At 74.1% G+C, this 13,233-nt stretch carries 14 protein-coding genes; 6 read left to right on the forward strand and 8 right to left on the reverse strand.

The window, feature by feature from the left end; genetic code table 11:
- Nucleotides 1–5: 5 nt before the first annotated feature.
- The 3 genes from IE330_RS10525 to IE330_RS10535 are packed head-to-tail and all read right to left on the reverse strand — an operon-like array spanning nt 6 to nt 4,815.
- Entirely contained in the window at nt 6–3,704 is a 3,699-nt protein-coding gene (locus IE330_RS10525) for a WD40 repeat domain-containing serine/threonine protein kinase (protein ID WP_190135648.1), read from the reverse strand.
- 27 nt (nt 3,705–3,731) lie between these two features.
- Nucleotides 3,732–3,992, reverse strand: a complete 261-nt coding sequence (locus IE330_RS10530; RefSeq protein WP_190135649.1) for a DUF397 domain-containing protein — start codon at nt 3,990–3,992, stop codon at nt 3,732–3,734.
- On the reverse strand, nt 3,976–4,815 hold the full coding sequence (locus tag IE330_RS10535; protein ID WP_190135650.1) for a helix-turn-helix domain-containing protein: 840 nt from the start codon (nt 4,813–4,815) through the stop codon (nt 3,976–3,978). Before IE330_RS10535 ends, IE330_RS10530 begins: the two co-directional genes overlap by 17 nt.
- Nucleotides 4,816–4,927: 112 nt before the next feature.
- On the opposite strand from IE330_RS10535, the gene IE330_RS10540 reads away from it, so the two are divergent.
- The 3 genes from IE330_RS10540 to IE330_RS10550 all read left to right on the forward strand — a co-directional run bounded on the left by IE330_RS10540 (nt 4,928) and on the right by IE330_RS10550 (nt 6,068).
- A complete protein-coding gene (locus IE330_RS10540; protein WP_190135651.1) occupies nt 4,928–5,143 on the forward strand; it encodes a hypothetical protein in 216 nt (71 codons plus the stop codon).
- Nucleotides 5,140–5,352: a hypothetical protein gene (locus IE330_RS10545; protein WP_190135673.1), complete on the forward strand. Its 213-nt coding sequence runs from the start codon at nt 5,140–5,142 to the stop codon at nt 5,350–5,352. The genes IE330_RS10540 and IE330_RS10545 overlap by 4 nt, the downstream gene beginning before the upstream one ends.
- 113 nt (nt 5,353–5,465) lie before the next feature.
- The gene (locus IE330_RS10550) at nt 5,466–6,068 is read left to right on the forward strand and encodes a Uma2 family endonuclease (RefSeq protein WP_190135652.1); all 603 of its coding nucleotides are present in this window, start codon (nt 5,466–5,468) and stop codon (nt 6,066–6,068) included.
- Between the two features lie 6 nt (nt 6,069–6,074).
- Here IE330_RS10550 and murQ read toward each other — a convergent pair whose 3' ends face one another.
- Nucleotides 6,075–7,016, reverse strand: coding sequence for an N-acetylmuramic acid 6-phosphate etherase (gene murQ, locus IE330_RS10555; RefSeq protein ID WP_190135653.1), 942 nt, complete (start codon nt 7,014–7,016; stop codon nt 6,075–6,077).
- A gap of 103 nt (nt 7,017–7,119) precedes the next feature.
- On the reverse strand, nt 7,120–8,031 hold the full coding sequence (locus IE330_RS10560) for a MurR/RpiR family transcriptional regulator (RefSeq protein ID WP_190135654.1): 912 nt from the start codon (nt 8,029–8,031) through the stop codon (nt 7,120–7,122).
- 152 nt (nt 8,032–8,183) lie between these two features.
- On the opposite strand from IE330_RS10560, the gene IE330_RS10565 reads away from it, so the two are divergent.
- Together IE330_RS10565 and IE330_RS10570 are read left to right on the forward strand one after the other, a co-directional pair.
- On the forward strand, nt 8,184–8,540 hold the full coding sequence (locus IE330_RS10565) for a DUF8819 family protein (protein ID WP_190135655.1): 357 nt from the start codon (nt 8,184–8,186) through the stop codon (nt 8,538–8,540).
- The gene (locus IE330_RS10570) at nt 8,537–8,800 is read left to right on the forward strand and encodes a DUF4031 domain-containing protein (RefSeq protein WP_190135656.1); all 264 of its coding nucleotides are present in this window, start codon (nt 8,537–8,539) and stop codon (nt 8,798–8,800) included. The genes IE330_RS10565 and IE330_RS10570 overlap by 4 nt, the downstream gene beginning before the upstream one ends.
- Nucleotides 8,801–9,282: 482 nt before the next feature.
- Here the strand turns inward: IE330_RS10570 and IE330_RS10575 are convergent, their stop codons facing one another.
- Together IE330_RS10575 and IE330_RS10580 are read right to left on the reverse strand one after the other, a co-directional pair.
- Nucleotides 9,283–10,362, reverse strand: a complete 1,080-nt coding sequence (locus IE330_RS10575) for a GNAT family N-acetyltransferase (RefSeq protein ID WP_190135657.1) — start codon at nt 10,360–10,362, stop codon at nt 9,283–9,285.
- A gap of 9 nt (nt 10,363–10,371) precedes the next feature.
- The gene (locus IE330_RS10580; RefSeq protein WP_190135658.1) at nt 10,372–11,040 is read right to left on the reverse strand and encodes an HD domain-containing protein; all 669 of its coding nucleotides are present in this window, start codon (nt 11,038–11,040) and stop codon (nt 10,372–10,374) included.
- A gap of 418 nt (nt 11,041–11,458) precedes the next feature.
- Between IE330_RS10580 and IE330_RS10585 the strand changes: the two genes are divergently transcribed.
- Nucleotides 11,459–12,136 carry a maleylpyruvate isomerase family mycothiol-dependent enzyme gene (locus IE330_RS10585; protein WP_190135659.1) on the forward strand — a complete coding sequence of 226 codons (678 nt, stop codon included), beginning with the start codon at nt 11,459–11,461 and terminating at the stop codon, nt 12,134–12,136.
- 28 nt (nt 12,137–12,164) lie between these two features.
- Here IE330_RS10585 and IE330_RS10590 read toward each other — a convergent pair whose 3' ends face one another.
- Nucleotides 12,165–13,121, reverse strand: a complete 957-nt coding sequence (locus IE330_RS10590) for a DUF8832 domain-containing protein (RefSeq protein ID WP_190135660.1) — start codon at nt 13,119–13,121, stop codon at nt 12,165–12,167.
- Nucleotides 13,122–13,233 lie beyond the last annotated feature (112 nt).

Consider the following 13,233-nt stretch of genomic DNA (forward strand, 5'->3'; position numbering starts at 1 on the left):
GCGCATCAGCACAGGCTCCGGTACGCGGCGTCCGGTACGTACGTACGCCACTCCGCGCGCGTGAGGTCGCGGCCCGCCTTGCGGCAGACCGTGGCGGCCAGGCGGCCCGGGGTGAGCTCGACGGCCTGCGTGCGGTTGCCGCTGAGGGCGCGCAGCACGCCGCCGGGGTCGAAGGCGAGGTCGTCGATCTTCCGGCCCATGAGTTCCAGCGGCTCGCCGAGCGCGAGGCGGGAGTCCAGGTCCCAGAGCTGGAGGGCGTTGTCGTCGACGACGGCCGCGAGCAGCGACCCGTCGGGCGAGACAGCCGGGGAGCGCATCTCCTTGCCGCCGTGCGAGGCACCGCGCACCGTGCTGCTGGGCATCCGCGCCCGCCGCCCGGTGACCGCGCCGTCCCACAGCTCGACCCAGCCGGTGTCCTGGACGACGGCTAAGGTCTTGCCGTCGCGGGAGAAGACCAGGTCCGTGGAGTTGTCGGCCCCGAAGTCGGCCCGCCGCGAGGTGCCCTTCGCCAGGTCCAGGACGTCACCCCGGGTGGTGACCAGCCGGCGGCCGTCCGGGCTGAACCGCCCGTGGATGTCGGCCTTGGCGTACGTGTGGACGCGTTTGCGGGTACGGGCGTCCCAGACCTCGTAGGTGCCGGGCGCGGCGTCTGGCTCCCCGGCGTTCTCGTGGGCGTACGCGAGGTGGCGGCCGTCGGGTGAGACGGCGATGCGGGAGACCGTACGGCCGTGGGGCACGGGTGCGCGGAACAGCTCCTTGTGGGTGCGGGTGTTCCACAGGCTGATGGAGAGCTTGTAGTCGTCGCCCCGGGTCACGAAGTCGGTGAAGGCGAGGAAGCGGCCGTCGGCGGACAGCCCGCTCACCCGGTTCAGCGCCGCCTCACCCGGACCCGGCCGCTGCGGTACGGGAGCGGCGGCCTCCCTCTCCGTCCGTAGGTTCATCAGGTGCTGTACGGGCCGTTCCTCGCCGCCCGTGCGGAACACGCCGACGCGCCCGTCGGCGGACACGGCGGCGGCCTGCACGTCCCGGCCCAGCGGCCCGGCGGACAAGGCGGAGCGCACGTCGAGCCGGTGCACCTGGTGAGGGACCTGCGTGGCGTAGACGAGGGTCTGCGTCCAGGGGTCGAACGCGCTCCGGCGGCGCTCGTAGTCCTGGCCCTGGCGGGGGGTGAAGCGGAAGAGGGGGACTTCGGCGTCGTCGCGGCCCCAGATCTCGATGGTGCCGTCCTTCGTGGTGCCCACGACGTGGTGACCGTCGGCGCTCAGCGACGGGCTGTCCAGTTTCTCGGAAGGTGCTTCCCCCGCCTCTTCGCCGGTGGCGGTCCTCAGGACGGTCGTCCCTTCCAAGGGGGCGTGCGCGGCCACCAGGCGGCCGTCGGCGCTGAAGCTGATGCCCCGGCCGCACTGTGGGCTGTCAGCGGAGTCCTCACCGCCGAACACCCGCTTGCGGCCTTTCGCCCCGAGCGCCCACACCTCCACGGACGCCAGGACCTCGTCCTCCCCGGTGCACGTGGCGTAGTGCGTGCCCGACGGGGAGAGCACCACTTCGCCCTCGCGGGACGTCCAGGCCGTGACCAGCTTGCCCGAAGGGCCGACAAGCCGGTATCTCGTGGCCGGGCCAGGCGTCTGGTCGGTGAACGCCTCTTCGTAGAGGACCTGGCCGTGGTTCGTCAGTGCGACGGGCGCGTAGGAGGACTGGCGCGGCAACGGCTCGCCCATGGGCTTGCCGTCGCGGACGGACACGACCCGGTACGAGGGGTTCTCGCCCATGTCCTGGACGAGGAGGAGACGCCCGTCCAGGCTGGTGAGCGGTTCGGTCAGTTCGTCGGCGTTTGCGTTGCCCGACACCGTGGCGTAGGGCTTCCCAGCGCCCCTCGGGCCTTTGGTCAGGTCCCACAAGGTGACCTCGCCGGGCGCGTACATCATCATCGTGCGCCCGCCCGGCAGCAACCACGTGCCGCTCTCGGACGTCGACTTGACCGCGGGCAGCCCGATCACCGCCGTCTCCCGTAGCGTCGCCGCCGAGTTCAGCGCCGCGCGGGACTCCGGGGTCTCGGCGATGCGCCACGCCGCGAGGCTCAGCAGCATCGCCGTGTCGGGCTGGTCGCCGCGCAGGCTGTCGGCGGCCTGGGCGACCGAGCGGGCGGTGGCCTGGGCGCGGCGGCGGTCGGCCTCGGCGGCGTTGCGGCGGCTCTCGCGGGTCTGGAACCAGGCGACGGTACCGGCCAGCAGCGCGAGCGCCGCCAACACCGCGACCCCGGCGAGGAGTTGCCGCCTGCGGCGGCCCGCCCGCGCCGCCTCGTCCCGCGACGCGGTCAGGAACCGCAGCTCCAGCGGGCTCGGCCGCAGCGCGAACGGCGCCGCCGCCAGCCAGTCCACGCCCGTCGCCAGCGCCGTGCCGCGCAGCAGGTCGTCGGGGCGCTCCCCGCCCGCCTGCCACGCCAGCGCGGCCCGGCCGAGCCGCCGGTGGGTCACGAGCCCGGCCCGTTCGGCGGCCACCCACTCCCGCAACCGCCGCCACGCGGGGATCAGGGCCGCGCTCACCGGCCGTACGGAACCGTCGTCCTCTCCCACGACCAGCGCCCCCGCCGCGGCCAGCGCGGTCACCGCCGCCTCCGTCGCCCTGCGCTCGCTCTCCGGCCGGTCCGCGTACAGCTCCGCGCGGCCCGCCGTGCGCACGGAGTCCTGGCCGCCGTCGGCCGCGTCACCCGGTACCACCAGGCGCAGCAGGACCTGCTGCGCCACGAGCTGGGTCGCCGCCGGGAGCGCCGCGTACGCCTCCTCGGCGCGGTCGCCGAGCGGCGGTACGACCTCCGTGGTCGACCCCTCGGGCCGGTCGGCCCCCTCCGGCGCGGCGGCGCGCTCCGCCCCCGCCGACAGCAGCGCGTTGCGCGGGTCCGCCGACTTCGGCAGGTCCCCGACCAGGCCGAGCAGCAACTCCCGCGCCGTCGGCCGCAGTTCCGGCTGCTTCGCCAGCGCCGCCGCGACCAGGGGCCGTATCCGGCTCGGCAGCGCCGACAGGTCCGGGTCCAGGGTCGTCGCCCGGTGCACCACCTCGCCGATGTTCGCGCCCCGGAACGGCTCGGTGCCGCTCGCCGCGAACACCACCACCGCCGCCCACGCGAACACGTCCGACGCCTCCGTGGCCCGCCGCCCCGCCAGCACCTCCGGCGCCATGTAGCCGAACGTCCCCATGATCCTGTTCGTCGCCGTCAGCGACGCGTCCGGAGCGCGGGCTATCCCGAAGTCGATGATGCGCGGGCCGTCCGGCCCGAGCAGCACGTTCCCCGGCTTCAGGTCCCGGTGCACCACCCCAGCGCCGTGGATCGCCACCAGCGCCGTCGCCGCGCCCACCGCCATCCGCAGCAGCGCGTCCTCCGCCAACGGACCGTGCCGGCGCACCTCCTCCGCCAGCGTCGGCCCCGGCACGTACTCGCTGACGATGTACGGGGTCTCGCCGTCCGCCGAGGCGTCGAGCACCCGGGCCGTGCAGAACGACGCCACCCTGCGGGCGGCGTCGGCCTCCCGCCCGAACCTCTCCCGCACGGGCGGCTGCGCGCCGCGGTGCAGGGCCTTCACCGCCACGCGGGCGCCGCGCGCGTCGTACGCCTCGTAGACGACGCCCTGCCCGCCCGCGCCGAGCCGGGCGGCCAGCCAGTAGCCCCCGAGGCGCTCGGGGTCCTCCTCCAGCAGTGCGGTGGGCACGCCCGGCTCCCTGGGTGTAGGTGGTCGCTACTCCTTCAGGTTGCCGATGAAAGCGGCCCAGGCGTGGGAAGGGAAGAGGAGGTTGGGGCCTTCGGAGTTCTTGGAGTCGCGGACGGGGACGACGTCCGGGTGGCCGTCACCTACTTCGAGGCAGTTGCCGCCCTCCCCGCCGCTGTACGTGGACTTGCGCCAGCGGGCTATCTCCAGGCAGTTGCCGCCACTACCGTCGCTGTAGCTGGATTTGTGCCATGTGGCTGCGCTCAAGTCGTACTCAGGGCTGATCGTCATGCGCGTAATCCTCTGCCACTGATTCGATCAGGGCCAGGGACTCTTGGGGTGACAACGCGCTGGCCCCCAACAAATCGTAAGCGAGTTCGTAGCGGACGACAGTGGCTGGATCGTCTTCCAGCCGACCCGTGCCGGAGCCTTCGAAGTAGACGAGCGGAGGGGCATCGTCGAAGGCCATCAGCTTGAGGGAGCCGCCCATCGAAGTGTGAGCACCCGCCGTGAACGGCATGACCTGCGCGATGATCCGGCACTTCCGGGCCAGCGCTGCGATGTGTCGCAGTGCCTCGGCCATGCACTGGCGACCGCCGACCACCCTGCGCAGCACTGCCTCGTCAAGGACCGCCCACAACAACGGGCTTGTTGGATCAGCGAGGATGTGGGCTCGCTCCAGCCGAGCCGTCACCAACTCGTCGATGACGCTGTCCGGGGCCGTGGGCTGGTAGGCGCGGAAAACAGCCCGCGCGTACCCCGGCGTCTGCAACAACCCCGGAATCAGCAGCGGCGCGTACTCCCGGATGGCAGTAGCGATCGCTTCGGACTCCGCTGCCTCCGCGAAGTGGTCCGGGTACTTGGACTTCGCCAGGGCGCCGCAGTTGCGGGTGAAGAACGTGTCCGTGCCGAGGGTTTCGTCGAAGTGGCGGGCGTACTCCAGGTGCATGCGGCGCGTACCGGCCTCCAACTGGCCGATGAAGGAGCCGCTGACGAACAGCGGGGCGCCGAGGGCCTCTTGGCTGAGGCCCGCCCGTTCACGGGCGTGGCGAAGCTCCGCGCCCAGTAAAGCGCGGGGGTTGGAGGAGGGGTCGAGGTCCTTGGGTCGGGTCATGGTGGGGGCTCCTCGGACAGCGGAGGTTGTTGGGAGACCTGCGCTTTTCAGGGTAGGCGGGAGCGAACACCCTGGGTGAGGAACGGTCAACACTCAGTAGAAAGGCGTAGCTATGGCGATGACGCCGGAAGAGCGAGGGCGGGCGGCCGAGGACACGGTGGCGGCGCTGCGGGCGGAGCTGGCCCGCGTCGGCGTGACCCTGCCGTCGCTGCGGGTGGACCCGCTGACCATGGCGGCGCGGGCCCCGTACCCGCTGGTGGAGCTGGGCCGGTGCAACCTGGACACCGCGATGCGCCTCGTGGCGGTGTTGCGCGAGGCGGGGCGGTGAGCACCGCGGGCCCCGCGGAGTACGTGGTCGACGTACGGGACGGCAGGGTGGGTCAGGTGATGGGCCGCGAGGGCGGCTATGTGCAACTGCGGCCGGTGGGCGGCGGGCGGGAGTGGGACTGCCCGCCGCACGCCACGGCCCCGGCCCCGGTGGCGGAGGTGCTGCGGGAGCGGGTCCGCCGGGTGAACCGGGAGGGCAGGCTGCCGTGACGGGGTCCCGGTCCCGGTCGCCTCGTCGTGGGACGCTGGGGGAGAGTGGACACGGGCCGTGGACTCGTCGGTCCACGCTCACGCGCCGCAGGCTTCTAGGGAAGGGACCCGCGATGACCGCCGTACCGGTCGGACACGACACGGCTCCGGACCGCCGGTCGTGGGACTACCTGCTCCGGACCTGGTGTGAGCTGGACGTGCCGGAGGGGTGGCACGCCGAGATCGACGAAGGGCAGATCGTCTTGGTACCGCCGCCGCACAGGCACCACAACGAGATCGCGGACGTGCTCCAGAGGTCTCTCTACCGGACGCTCCCGGACGAACTGGGGGTGTACCAGACCCTCGGCATCCACATCGCGGCCTGGGGGAAGCTGTACGTGCCCGACCTGGTGGTGGCCCCTCGGGACACCGTCGTCGACGTCGACCCCGACAGCACCGATCCCCTGGACGCCGCGGAGGCCCTGCTCGTCGTCGAGATCACCTCGCGGAGCAACGCCAAGGACGACCGGGTCAAGAAGGTGTGGGCCTATGCCCACGCCCCTGTACCGGTCTACCTGCTCGTGGACCGCTTCGACGAGCACGGGCCCACCGTCACGGTGTTCAGCGAGCCGCAGAACGGGGCGTACAAGCACGCCGAGCGGGTGCCGTTCGGGGAGCGGTTCGTGTGTCCGGAGCCGCTCGGAGCGACGGTGGACACGGCGGCGTTCCCGGGCTGACCCGGGTCAGGCGCCGTTCGCCGCTGTCAGGGCCGCGCGGAGGTGGCCGTTCGACTGGGTGAGGAGGCGCGCCGCCGTGGGGGCGTCGACGTCGCCGAGGATCGTGAGGATCGCGTTCTTCACCTCGCCGTCCGTGGCGGCGAGGGCGCGCTCGATCTCGGCGTCGGGGGCGCCCGTCGCCAGGGCGACGATGTGGCGGGAGCGGGCCCGCAGCTTCTCGTTGGAGGCGCGGACGTCGACCATGAGGTTCCCGTACGTCTTGCCCAGGCGGATCATCGTGATCGTCGAGATCATGTTGAGGACGAGCTTCTGCGCCGTGCCCGCCTTCAGGCGGGTGGACCCGGTGAGGAGTTCGGGGCCGACGACGACCTCGATGCCGTGCTCGGCCGCCGCCGCGAGCGCGCTGCCCGCGTTGCAGGACAGGCCGATGGTCAGGGCCAGGCGGGCGCGGGCGTACTCGACGGCGCCGATCGCGTACGGGGTGCGGCCCGAGGCCGAGACGCCCACCACCGTGTCGTCGGGGGTGAGGGCCAGCGCCTCCAGGTCCTCGGCGGCGAGCGCCCCGCTGTCCTCGGCGCCCTCCACGGCGGTGACCAGGGCCGGGGGGCCGCCCGCGATCAGGCCGATCACGTCCGCGGGGCTGGTGTTGAACGTGGGCGGGCACTCGGACGCGTCCAGCACGCCGAGCCGCCCGGCCGTGCCCGCGCCCGCGTAGATCAGGCGGCCGCCCCGGGCCATGCGCTCGGCGGTGGCGTCGATGGCGGCGGCGATGCGGGGGAGCTGCGCGGCGACGGCGGTGGGCACGGAGGCGTCCTCGCCGTTCATGATCCGTGCGATCTCCAGGGTGGGCAGCCGGTCGATCTCGGCCAGCTCGGGCCGGAAGGCCTCGGTGGTGAGGGCGGCGAGCTGCGCCCGCAGGTCGTGGTGGCCGTCGGAGGTGGAGGTCATGGGAACAGCGGCTCTCTCGGAGAGGGGGTGGATGGGGTGTGCCGGTCCGCCCGGTGTCCGCGGGCGGGCGCGGGGCGTGGCGGGGCGGTGTGCCCCGGCGGGCTCAGCCGTTGCGGTGCCGGTGCGCCAGAGCCTCGTACGACGCGGCGAGGGCGGGCGCGGCCGTCTCGTACGTGCGCTGCGCCACCCCGACGAAGAGGCAGTCCACGACGAGCAGTTGGCTCGTACGGGACGACATCGCGGCGGGGCGCAGCTCGCTCTCGCGGGCGGTGGACGTGGTCAGTATGTGGTCGGCGTAGGCGGAGACCAGGCCGTCGGGGCGGCCGGTCACGGCGATCGTCGTCGCGCCGTGCTCGAAGGCCACCCGCAGCGGCTCGATCACGTCGCCGGTCGAACCGGAGTGGGTGATCGCGATCGCCACGTCCTTGGCCCGCAGCGTCACGGCATTGGTGACCGCCAGGTGCGGGTCGGAGTGCGCGTGCGCGACATGGCCGATGCGTAGCAGCTTCTGCGCCAGGTCCTGGGCGACCAGGCCGGAGGCGGCCACGCCGTAGATCTCCGTGCGGCGCGCGGCGGCCAGCGCGGCGACGGCCGCCCCGAGCTGCACGGTGTCGAGCCCGGCGGCCGTGTCGGCGAGGGTCTGCTGCTCGTCGTACGCGAGCTTGGCGACCACGTCCGCGATCGGGTCGTCCACGGCGATGTCCGCCGTCACGGCGGGCGCCCGGCCCGACTGCTGGTGGGCGGCCAGGCCCGCGAGGGCGAGCCTGAGGTCGCGGTAGCCCGGGTAGCCGAGCAGGCGGGCCGTGCGCACGACCGTCGCCTCGCTGGTGCCGGTGAGCTCGGCCAGGCCGGTGACCGTGAGGGCGGCGCAGCCCGCCGGGTCGCCCGCGACCGCCTCGGCGACGCGCTGCATGGACCGCGTCATCGACGGCGCCAGCGTGCGTACCTTGGCCGCGAGGGCGGCGGGGGCGGGCGGGGCGCCTCCCGCGAAAATTTCCTTCACGTCAGAGGTCACCTCTGGAAGGTATTTTCAGGCCGGGGGCGGGGTCAAGGGTGGTGCGGGGGTCTGTGCGGGGGTCTGCGCGGGGGTCTGCGCGGGGGGCTGCGCCCGCCGCCGCGGGTGCTCTCCGGCGGCCGGTCCGTGACGTACGGGGCGACAATGGCTGCATGGACACGATTGACCCTCTGGAGCAGGCGTTGCACGCGGCCCGCGCCCTCGTCCTCGCCGACCTCGCCGCGCGCGAGGTCGCGCAGGCCGACGTCGTCTCCTTCGTCGAGGAGTCCGTGGCGCACCGCCGCTGGTGGGTCGAGCAGTGGCCCGAGGGCGCCGCGTACGTCGCCGGGCTCGTCGCACAGGACGTCCAGGACAAGATCCTGGAACGGTACGGGCGGTGGCCGCTGTGCCCGGTGTGCGGGTCGGGCGAGCCGCACGCCCTGGACGTGGAGCCCGAGCTGGGGCCCGACCCGCACTGGGTGTGCGGCAAGGCCGGCGTCGTGGTCGCGCCGGTGGGCAGCCTGACGTGACGCTCTACATCGACCCGCCCACCTGGCCGGGGCACGGGCGGCTCTGGTCCCACCTGGTCAGCGACGTCTCGTACGAGGAGCTGCACGCCTTCGCTGCGCGCATCGGGGCGCCTCGGCGGGCCTTCGACCGGGACCACTACGACGTGCCGGCGGAGCGGTACGCGGATGCGGTGGGGGCGGGGGCTGTGGAGGTGGGGTCGCGGGAGTTGGTGCGGAGGCTTACGGGGGCGGGGTTGCGGCGGCGGAAGGGGCGGGGGTAGGCCCTGCCGGGAGCTCCCCAAGCCCGCCCCTTCCCCGCCCCCAGAGGCTGCCGCCCCTGGCCCCCGCCCGTCTCACCTGGGGCTCCGCCCCTTTCCCCCGTCATCGGCGCTCCGCGCCTCGTCCTCAATCGCCGGACGGGCTGGAATTCCTGGAGCCTCGCCGTTTCCGCCTGGGGCTCCGCCCCTTTCCCCGTCATTGGCGCTCCGCGCCTCGTCCTCAAACGCCGGACGGGCTGAAAGTGCTCTCGACTCGCCGTCGTCGGCTGGACGGGCCGGGGTGTCCTCGACTCGCCGTTGCCGGGTGTCCGTCAGCCGACGACGGTGCCCGGCGGACGCTTCCAGCCCGTCCGGCGATTGAGGACGAGGCCGCCAGGCCGATCACGCCCGCAGGTGTCGGCGGTGGGACGCGGGACGCATCCAGCCCGTCCGGCGTTTGAGGACGAGGCCGTCAGGCCGGTTGGGGGTGGGGGGTGGGGGTGGGTTCAGGGTGTGCGTTCGTAGGTGTGCAGGGTGTCGCGGTTGGCTGTGCGGGTGTAGCCCGACCTGGTGAGGACCGCCTCCGAGGCGGTGTTGCCCTCGTTGACCACCGCGCGCAGGCCCCTGACGCCGGGGAGGGTGAGGGCCCAGGCCGAGAGGGTGCGCAGGGCCTCGGTGGCGTAGCCCTCGCCGCGGGCCGCCGGGACCAGGTCGTAGCCGACCTCCGCCCAGCCCTCCTCGTCGGGGGCGCCGTGGAAGCCCATGGCGCCGATCGCCCGCTGGTCGGAGCGGCGCACCAGCGCGTACGAACCCCACTCCGGGCGGTGCGTGCCCGCCTCGTACGCCTTCACGACGTGGCCGGCGCCCACCCGCGTACCGTCGCAGGGACCGCCCTCGATCCAGTCGAAGCCGCCGGTGCCGCCCGCCGCCAGGTCCGCCGCCGCGGGCGGCGCGATCTCCAGGAGCTCGACGCGCTCCGCGGGCAGGTGGACCTGGTTGTGCCAGCGCCACCGCTCCAGGCGGGCCCGGCCCGGCAGCGTGCCCCGGCCGGTCGCCCACAGCAGCGTCTCCCAGTGCGAGGCGCCGTCCCGCGCGGGCGGCACGTGCGGGAACTGCCAGGCCAGCAGGGACTCGCAGAGCCGCGCCGGCGGCTCGTACGGCACGCCGAAGGCCCGCAGCACGTCGTACGTGTGCAGCAGCAGCTCCACGATGCCCATGGCCGCGAAGCCGCGCGCGTCCGCGCTGCCGTGCGGGAACGGGTGGTAGCCCCGCGCCCCGCGCGGCACGGTCCGCACCACCGCCGCCAGCAGGCCGCCCGACGCCTCGACGGCGTGCACCGCCTCCAGCGGGCCCGTGCCCTCGTCCAGGCGGATGTCGATCGGGACGTACGCGTCCTTCGCCCGGCCCGTGAGCTGCGCCGCGTACGCGGTGAAGTCGCTGACGACGTGCTCCGCCGTCGCGAGGCAGCTCCACTCCAGGCCGCCCGCCGGGACCGTCCAGTCGTACTCCGCCGTCGCCACCGCGCGCAGCGCCCGCCCCGCGTGCGCCACCGCCTCGTCGATCTCGTCCCCACCCATGCTCAGCATGCGGCGAGGCTACGTCAGCAAGGTCAGTTCGGCCGACAGGTTTTCCCTGGCCGGGGCCTCCCAGTGCGCGGTGCCGTGCGGCGTGCGGAACAGGCGGGGCAGGGCGAGGAGTTGGCGCAGCACGTCGGCGCGGCCGGGGCGGAAGACGTCGTCGGGGACGAAGGCGTACTCCTCGCGGACCGCCGCGGCGTAGGCCGCGTACGCGTCCGGGGGCGCGGCGAGGATCGCCAGGTCGGCGTCGCACAGGACCTCGCCGTTGCGGTCCCCCTCGGCGGGGTCGTGGGTGACGGTGAGGCGGACCAGGCGGGCCACTTCCGCCGTGGCCTCGGGGGGCAGGCCCGCCTCGGGGAGGGCGCGCTCGGCCAGGCGGGCGCTGCGCTCCTCGTTCTCGGAGCGGTCCGGGGCGTAGACGGCGTCGTGGAACCAGGCTGCCAGCCGCACCAAGTGCGGGGTGTCCGCGTGCTGTTCGAGGGTGTCGATGTGGTCGAGGACGGTGGTGAGGTGGGTGAGGGTGTGGTAGCGGCGGTGGGGTTCTGACCAGCGGGTGAGGAGGTTGTCGGCGTAGGGGGTGGGGTCGGGGGTGTTGCTTTCGCTGTCGCTTTCGCTTTGGCCTTCGCGGCGGGCGGCTTGGAGGGTGGTGGTCCAGCGGGTGCGGAGCTGGTCGTGGGGCTGGGGCATGGGCCGACCCTACGCGGGGCCCACGCGGGGCGCCCCAGACCCACCCCTTCCCGAACCGGTGGCTGCCGCCCCCGGCCCCCCGCCCTTTCGTCTGGGGCTCCGCCCCTCTCCCCCACAACGGCGCTCCGCGCCTCGTCCTCAATCGCCGGACGGGCTGAACTGTCTCGACTCGCCGTCGTCGGGTGCCCGTCCGTCCGCCGACGACGGCGCCCGGCGGAGGCGTTCAGCCCGTCCGGCGTTTGAGGACGAGGCCGTCAGGCCGATCACGTCCGCAGGTGACGGCGGCGGGACGCGGGACGGATCCAGCCCGTCCGGCGTTTGAGGACGAGGCCGGAGGCCGGTTGAGGGTGGGTGGGTGGGGGAGGGGTTGTGCTGCGGGCGTTGCCATCCGCGGGGGTGGGGCGGTTGGGTGGCGGGCATGACGAGTGATGCTGCGACGCCCGGCAGGGCGTACGACCCCGCGCGGCCCGGCCGGCTCCTCCGTACCGAACGGGACACCCTCATCCCCCTCCTCCGCACCGCGGACGACACCGCCTTCGCGGCAGCAACCTGCTGCCCCGGATGGACGGTCCGCGACGTCCTCGCCCACTGCTCCGCCGCGCTGACGCGCGTGATCGAGAACCGGTTCGATGAAGGCGCGTTCACGGCGGCGGGCAACGACCGGGACATCGCCGAACGGGCCGACTGGCCCGTCTCCCGCATCGTGGACGAGCTGGAGCGCGGCATGACCGACGCGGGCGCCGCGATCACCGCCGCCGAGGGGCTGTTCGACGGTGTGGCGCTCGGTGAGTGGGTGCACGCCGGTGACGTACGGGACGCGTGGGGGCTGCCCGGCGCGTACGGCGGCGAGGGTCTTGCGGACGCGCTGCCGCTGCTGGCGGAGTTCAGCAGGCAGTGTGCCGCGCTGCCCCTGCACGCCGACGTCGACGGCCTGGACGAGCCGCTGATCCTCGGCGTCGGGGACGGCAGCCGCCCGCCCGCGCGGTACATCGGGGACGCCCCGACCCTGGTCAGGCTGTACGCGGGCCGCCCGCTGGGGGACGCGGACTTCGAGCTCGCGGGCGCGGCGGAGGGGGAGCTGAACCTCTTCGGCTGAGCGCGGGCCAGGCACGCGGGCCCGGGGGTCAGTGTGCGTGGCCACCCGTTCCGGTGTGGTCGCCGGAGGCGGGGTGCCCGGCCCCGTCCGCCCGTACGGTGAACGCCGCCGTGCGGACCTCGCCGCCGTGGCGGAAGTCCAGGAACAGCCGGTACGTGCCCGCGCTCGGCGCCGTCGCCGTGAAGCGCACCTCGGGGCCGGGCTCCGTCTCGCCGTCGCCGGGCTCGCCGGACGGGTGGACGTGGAGGTAGGCGAGGTCACCGGCGCGCAGGGCGACCAGGTGGCCGTACGCGCCCAGGTACGGCTGGAGGTCGGTGACGGGCCTGCCGTCGCGCGTCACGCGCAGCCGCAGCTCGCCCGGGGCCCCGGGCGTCAGCGCGCCGTCGAGGCGCACCTCGTAGCCGTCCGGGAGCTTCGCCGTGGCCGCGGGCCGGGCCGCGGGCGCGGGGGCGTACTCCCCGGTGACCGCCAGGTCCGCGCCCAGCGTCACCTTCTCCTTCGCCCGCTCGGGGCGGAAGTCCGCGAAGACGCGGTAGTCCCCGGCCTTCGGCAGCGTCGCCGGGACCGACCAGGTGCCGTCGGCGGCACGGGTGGGGTGCAGATGGCGGTACGTCGTCAGGTCGCGTGAGGCGACGATCAGGTGCAGGTCCTTGCCGTGGTCCCGGGTGTACGCCGTGACGGCGCGGCCCGTGCCGGACTTCACGATGCGGAAGCGCAGGGCGGTGCGGTCGCCCGCGGTGGCGCGCGGGGTCCGCAGGTCCAGCTCGTAGCCGCCGGACGCGATCTGGAGGCCGCCGGGGGCGTGGTCCTGCGGGTCTCCCTCGCCCTTCTTCGGGGAGTTCTCCCTCTTGCCGCCGGTGTGGTCCGTGCCGCTGTGCGCCGACGGGGTGTCCACGGTGTCGACGCTCGCGCCGACCGCGTACGCGGTGCCGAACGTCGCCGCGACGGCCGCGGCGAAGGCGGTGATCTTCAGTCCGGTGTTCATGGCGTCGGTCTTCCTCCGGGGCGTGGCGCGGGACGGGTGGGCGCGCGATCCGCCGATCGGATCCCGCTGGTGTCGAAGATACCCCCCTGGGGTATTTAGTCAAGGGTGATCT

The organism is Streptomyces longispororuber (genome assembly GCF_014656095.1).
Lineage (GTDB): Bacteria > Actinomycetota > Actinomycetes > Streptomycetales > Streptomycetaceae > Streptomyces > Streptomyces longispororuber.

Coding starts and splice junctions, on each gene's coding strand:
- IE330_RS10530 (WP_190135649.1), bottom strand. CDS start 3,992: ATGACGATCAGCCCTGAGTACGACTTGAGCGCAGCCACATGGCACAAA.
- IE330_RS10535 (WP_190135650.1), bottom strand. CDS start 4,815: ATGACCCGACCCAAGGACCTCGACCCCTCCTCCAACCCCCGCGCTTTA.
- IE330_RS10540 (WP_190135651.1), top strand. CDS start 4,928: ATGGCGATGACGCCGGAAGAGCGAGGGCGGGCGGCCGAGGACACGGTG.
- IE330_RS10550 (WP_190135652.1), top strand. CDS start 5,466: ATGACCGCCGTACCGGTCGGACACGACACGGCTCCGGACCGCCGGTCG.
- murQ (WP_190135653.1), bottom strand. CDS start 7,016: ATGACCTCCACCTCCGACGGCCACCACGACCTGCGGGCGCAGCTCGCC.
- IE330_RS10565 (WP_190135655.1), top strand. CDS start 8,184: ATGGACACGATTGACCCTCTGGAGCAGGCGTTGCACGCGGCCCGCGCC.
- IE330_RS10575 (WP_190135657.1), bottom strand. CDS start 10,362: ATGCTGAGCATGGGTGGGGACGAGATCGACGAGGCGGTGGCGCACGCG.
- IE330_RS10580 (WP_190135658.1), bottom strand. CDS start 11,040: ATGCCCCAGCCCCACGACCAGCTCCGCACCCGCTGGACCACCACCCTC.
- IE330_RS10585 (WP_190135659.1), top strand. CDS start 11,459: ATGACGAGTGATGCTGCGACGCCCGGCAGGGCGTACGACCCCGCGCGG.
- IE330_RS10590 (WP_190135660.1), bottom strand. CDS start 13,121: ATGAACACCGGACTGAAGATCACCGCCTTCGCCGCGGCCGTCGCGGCG.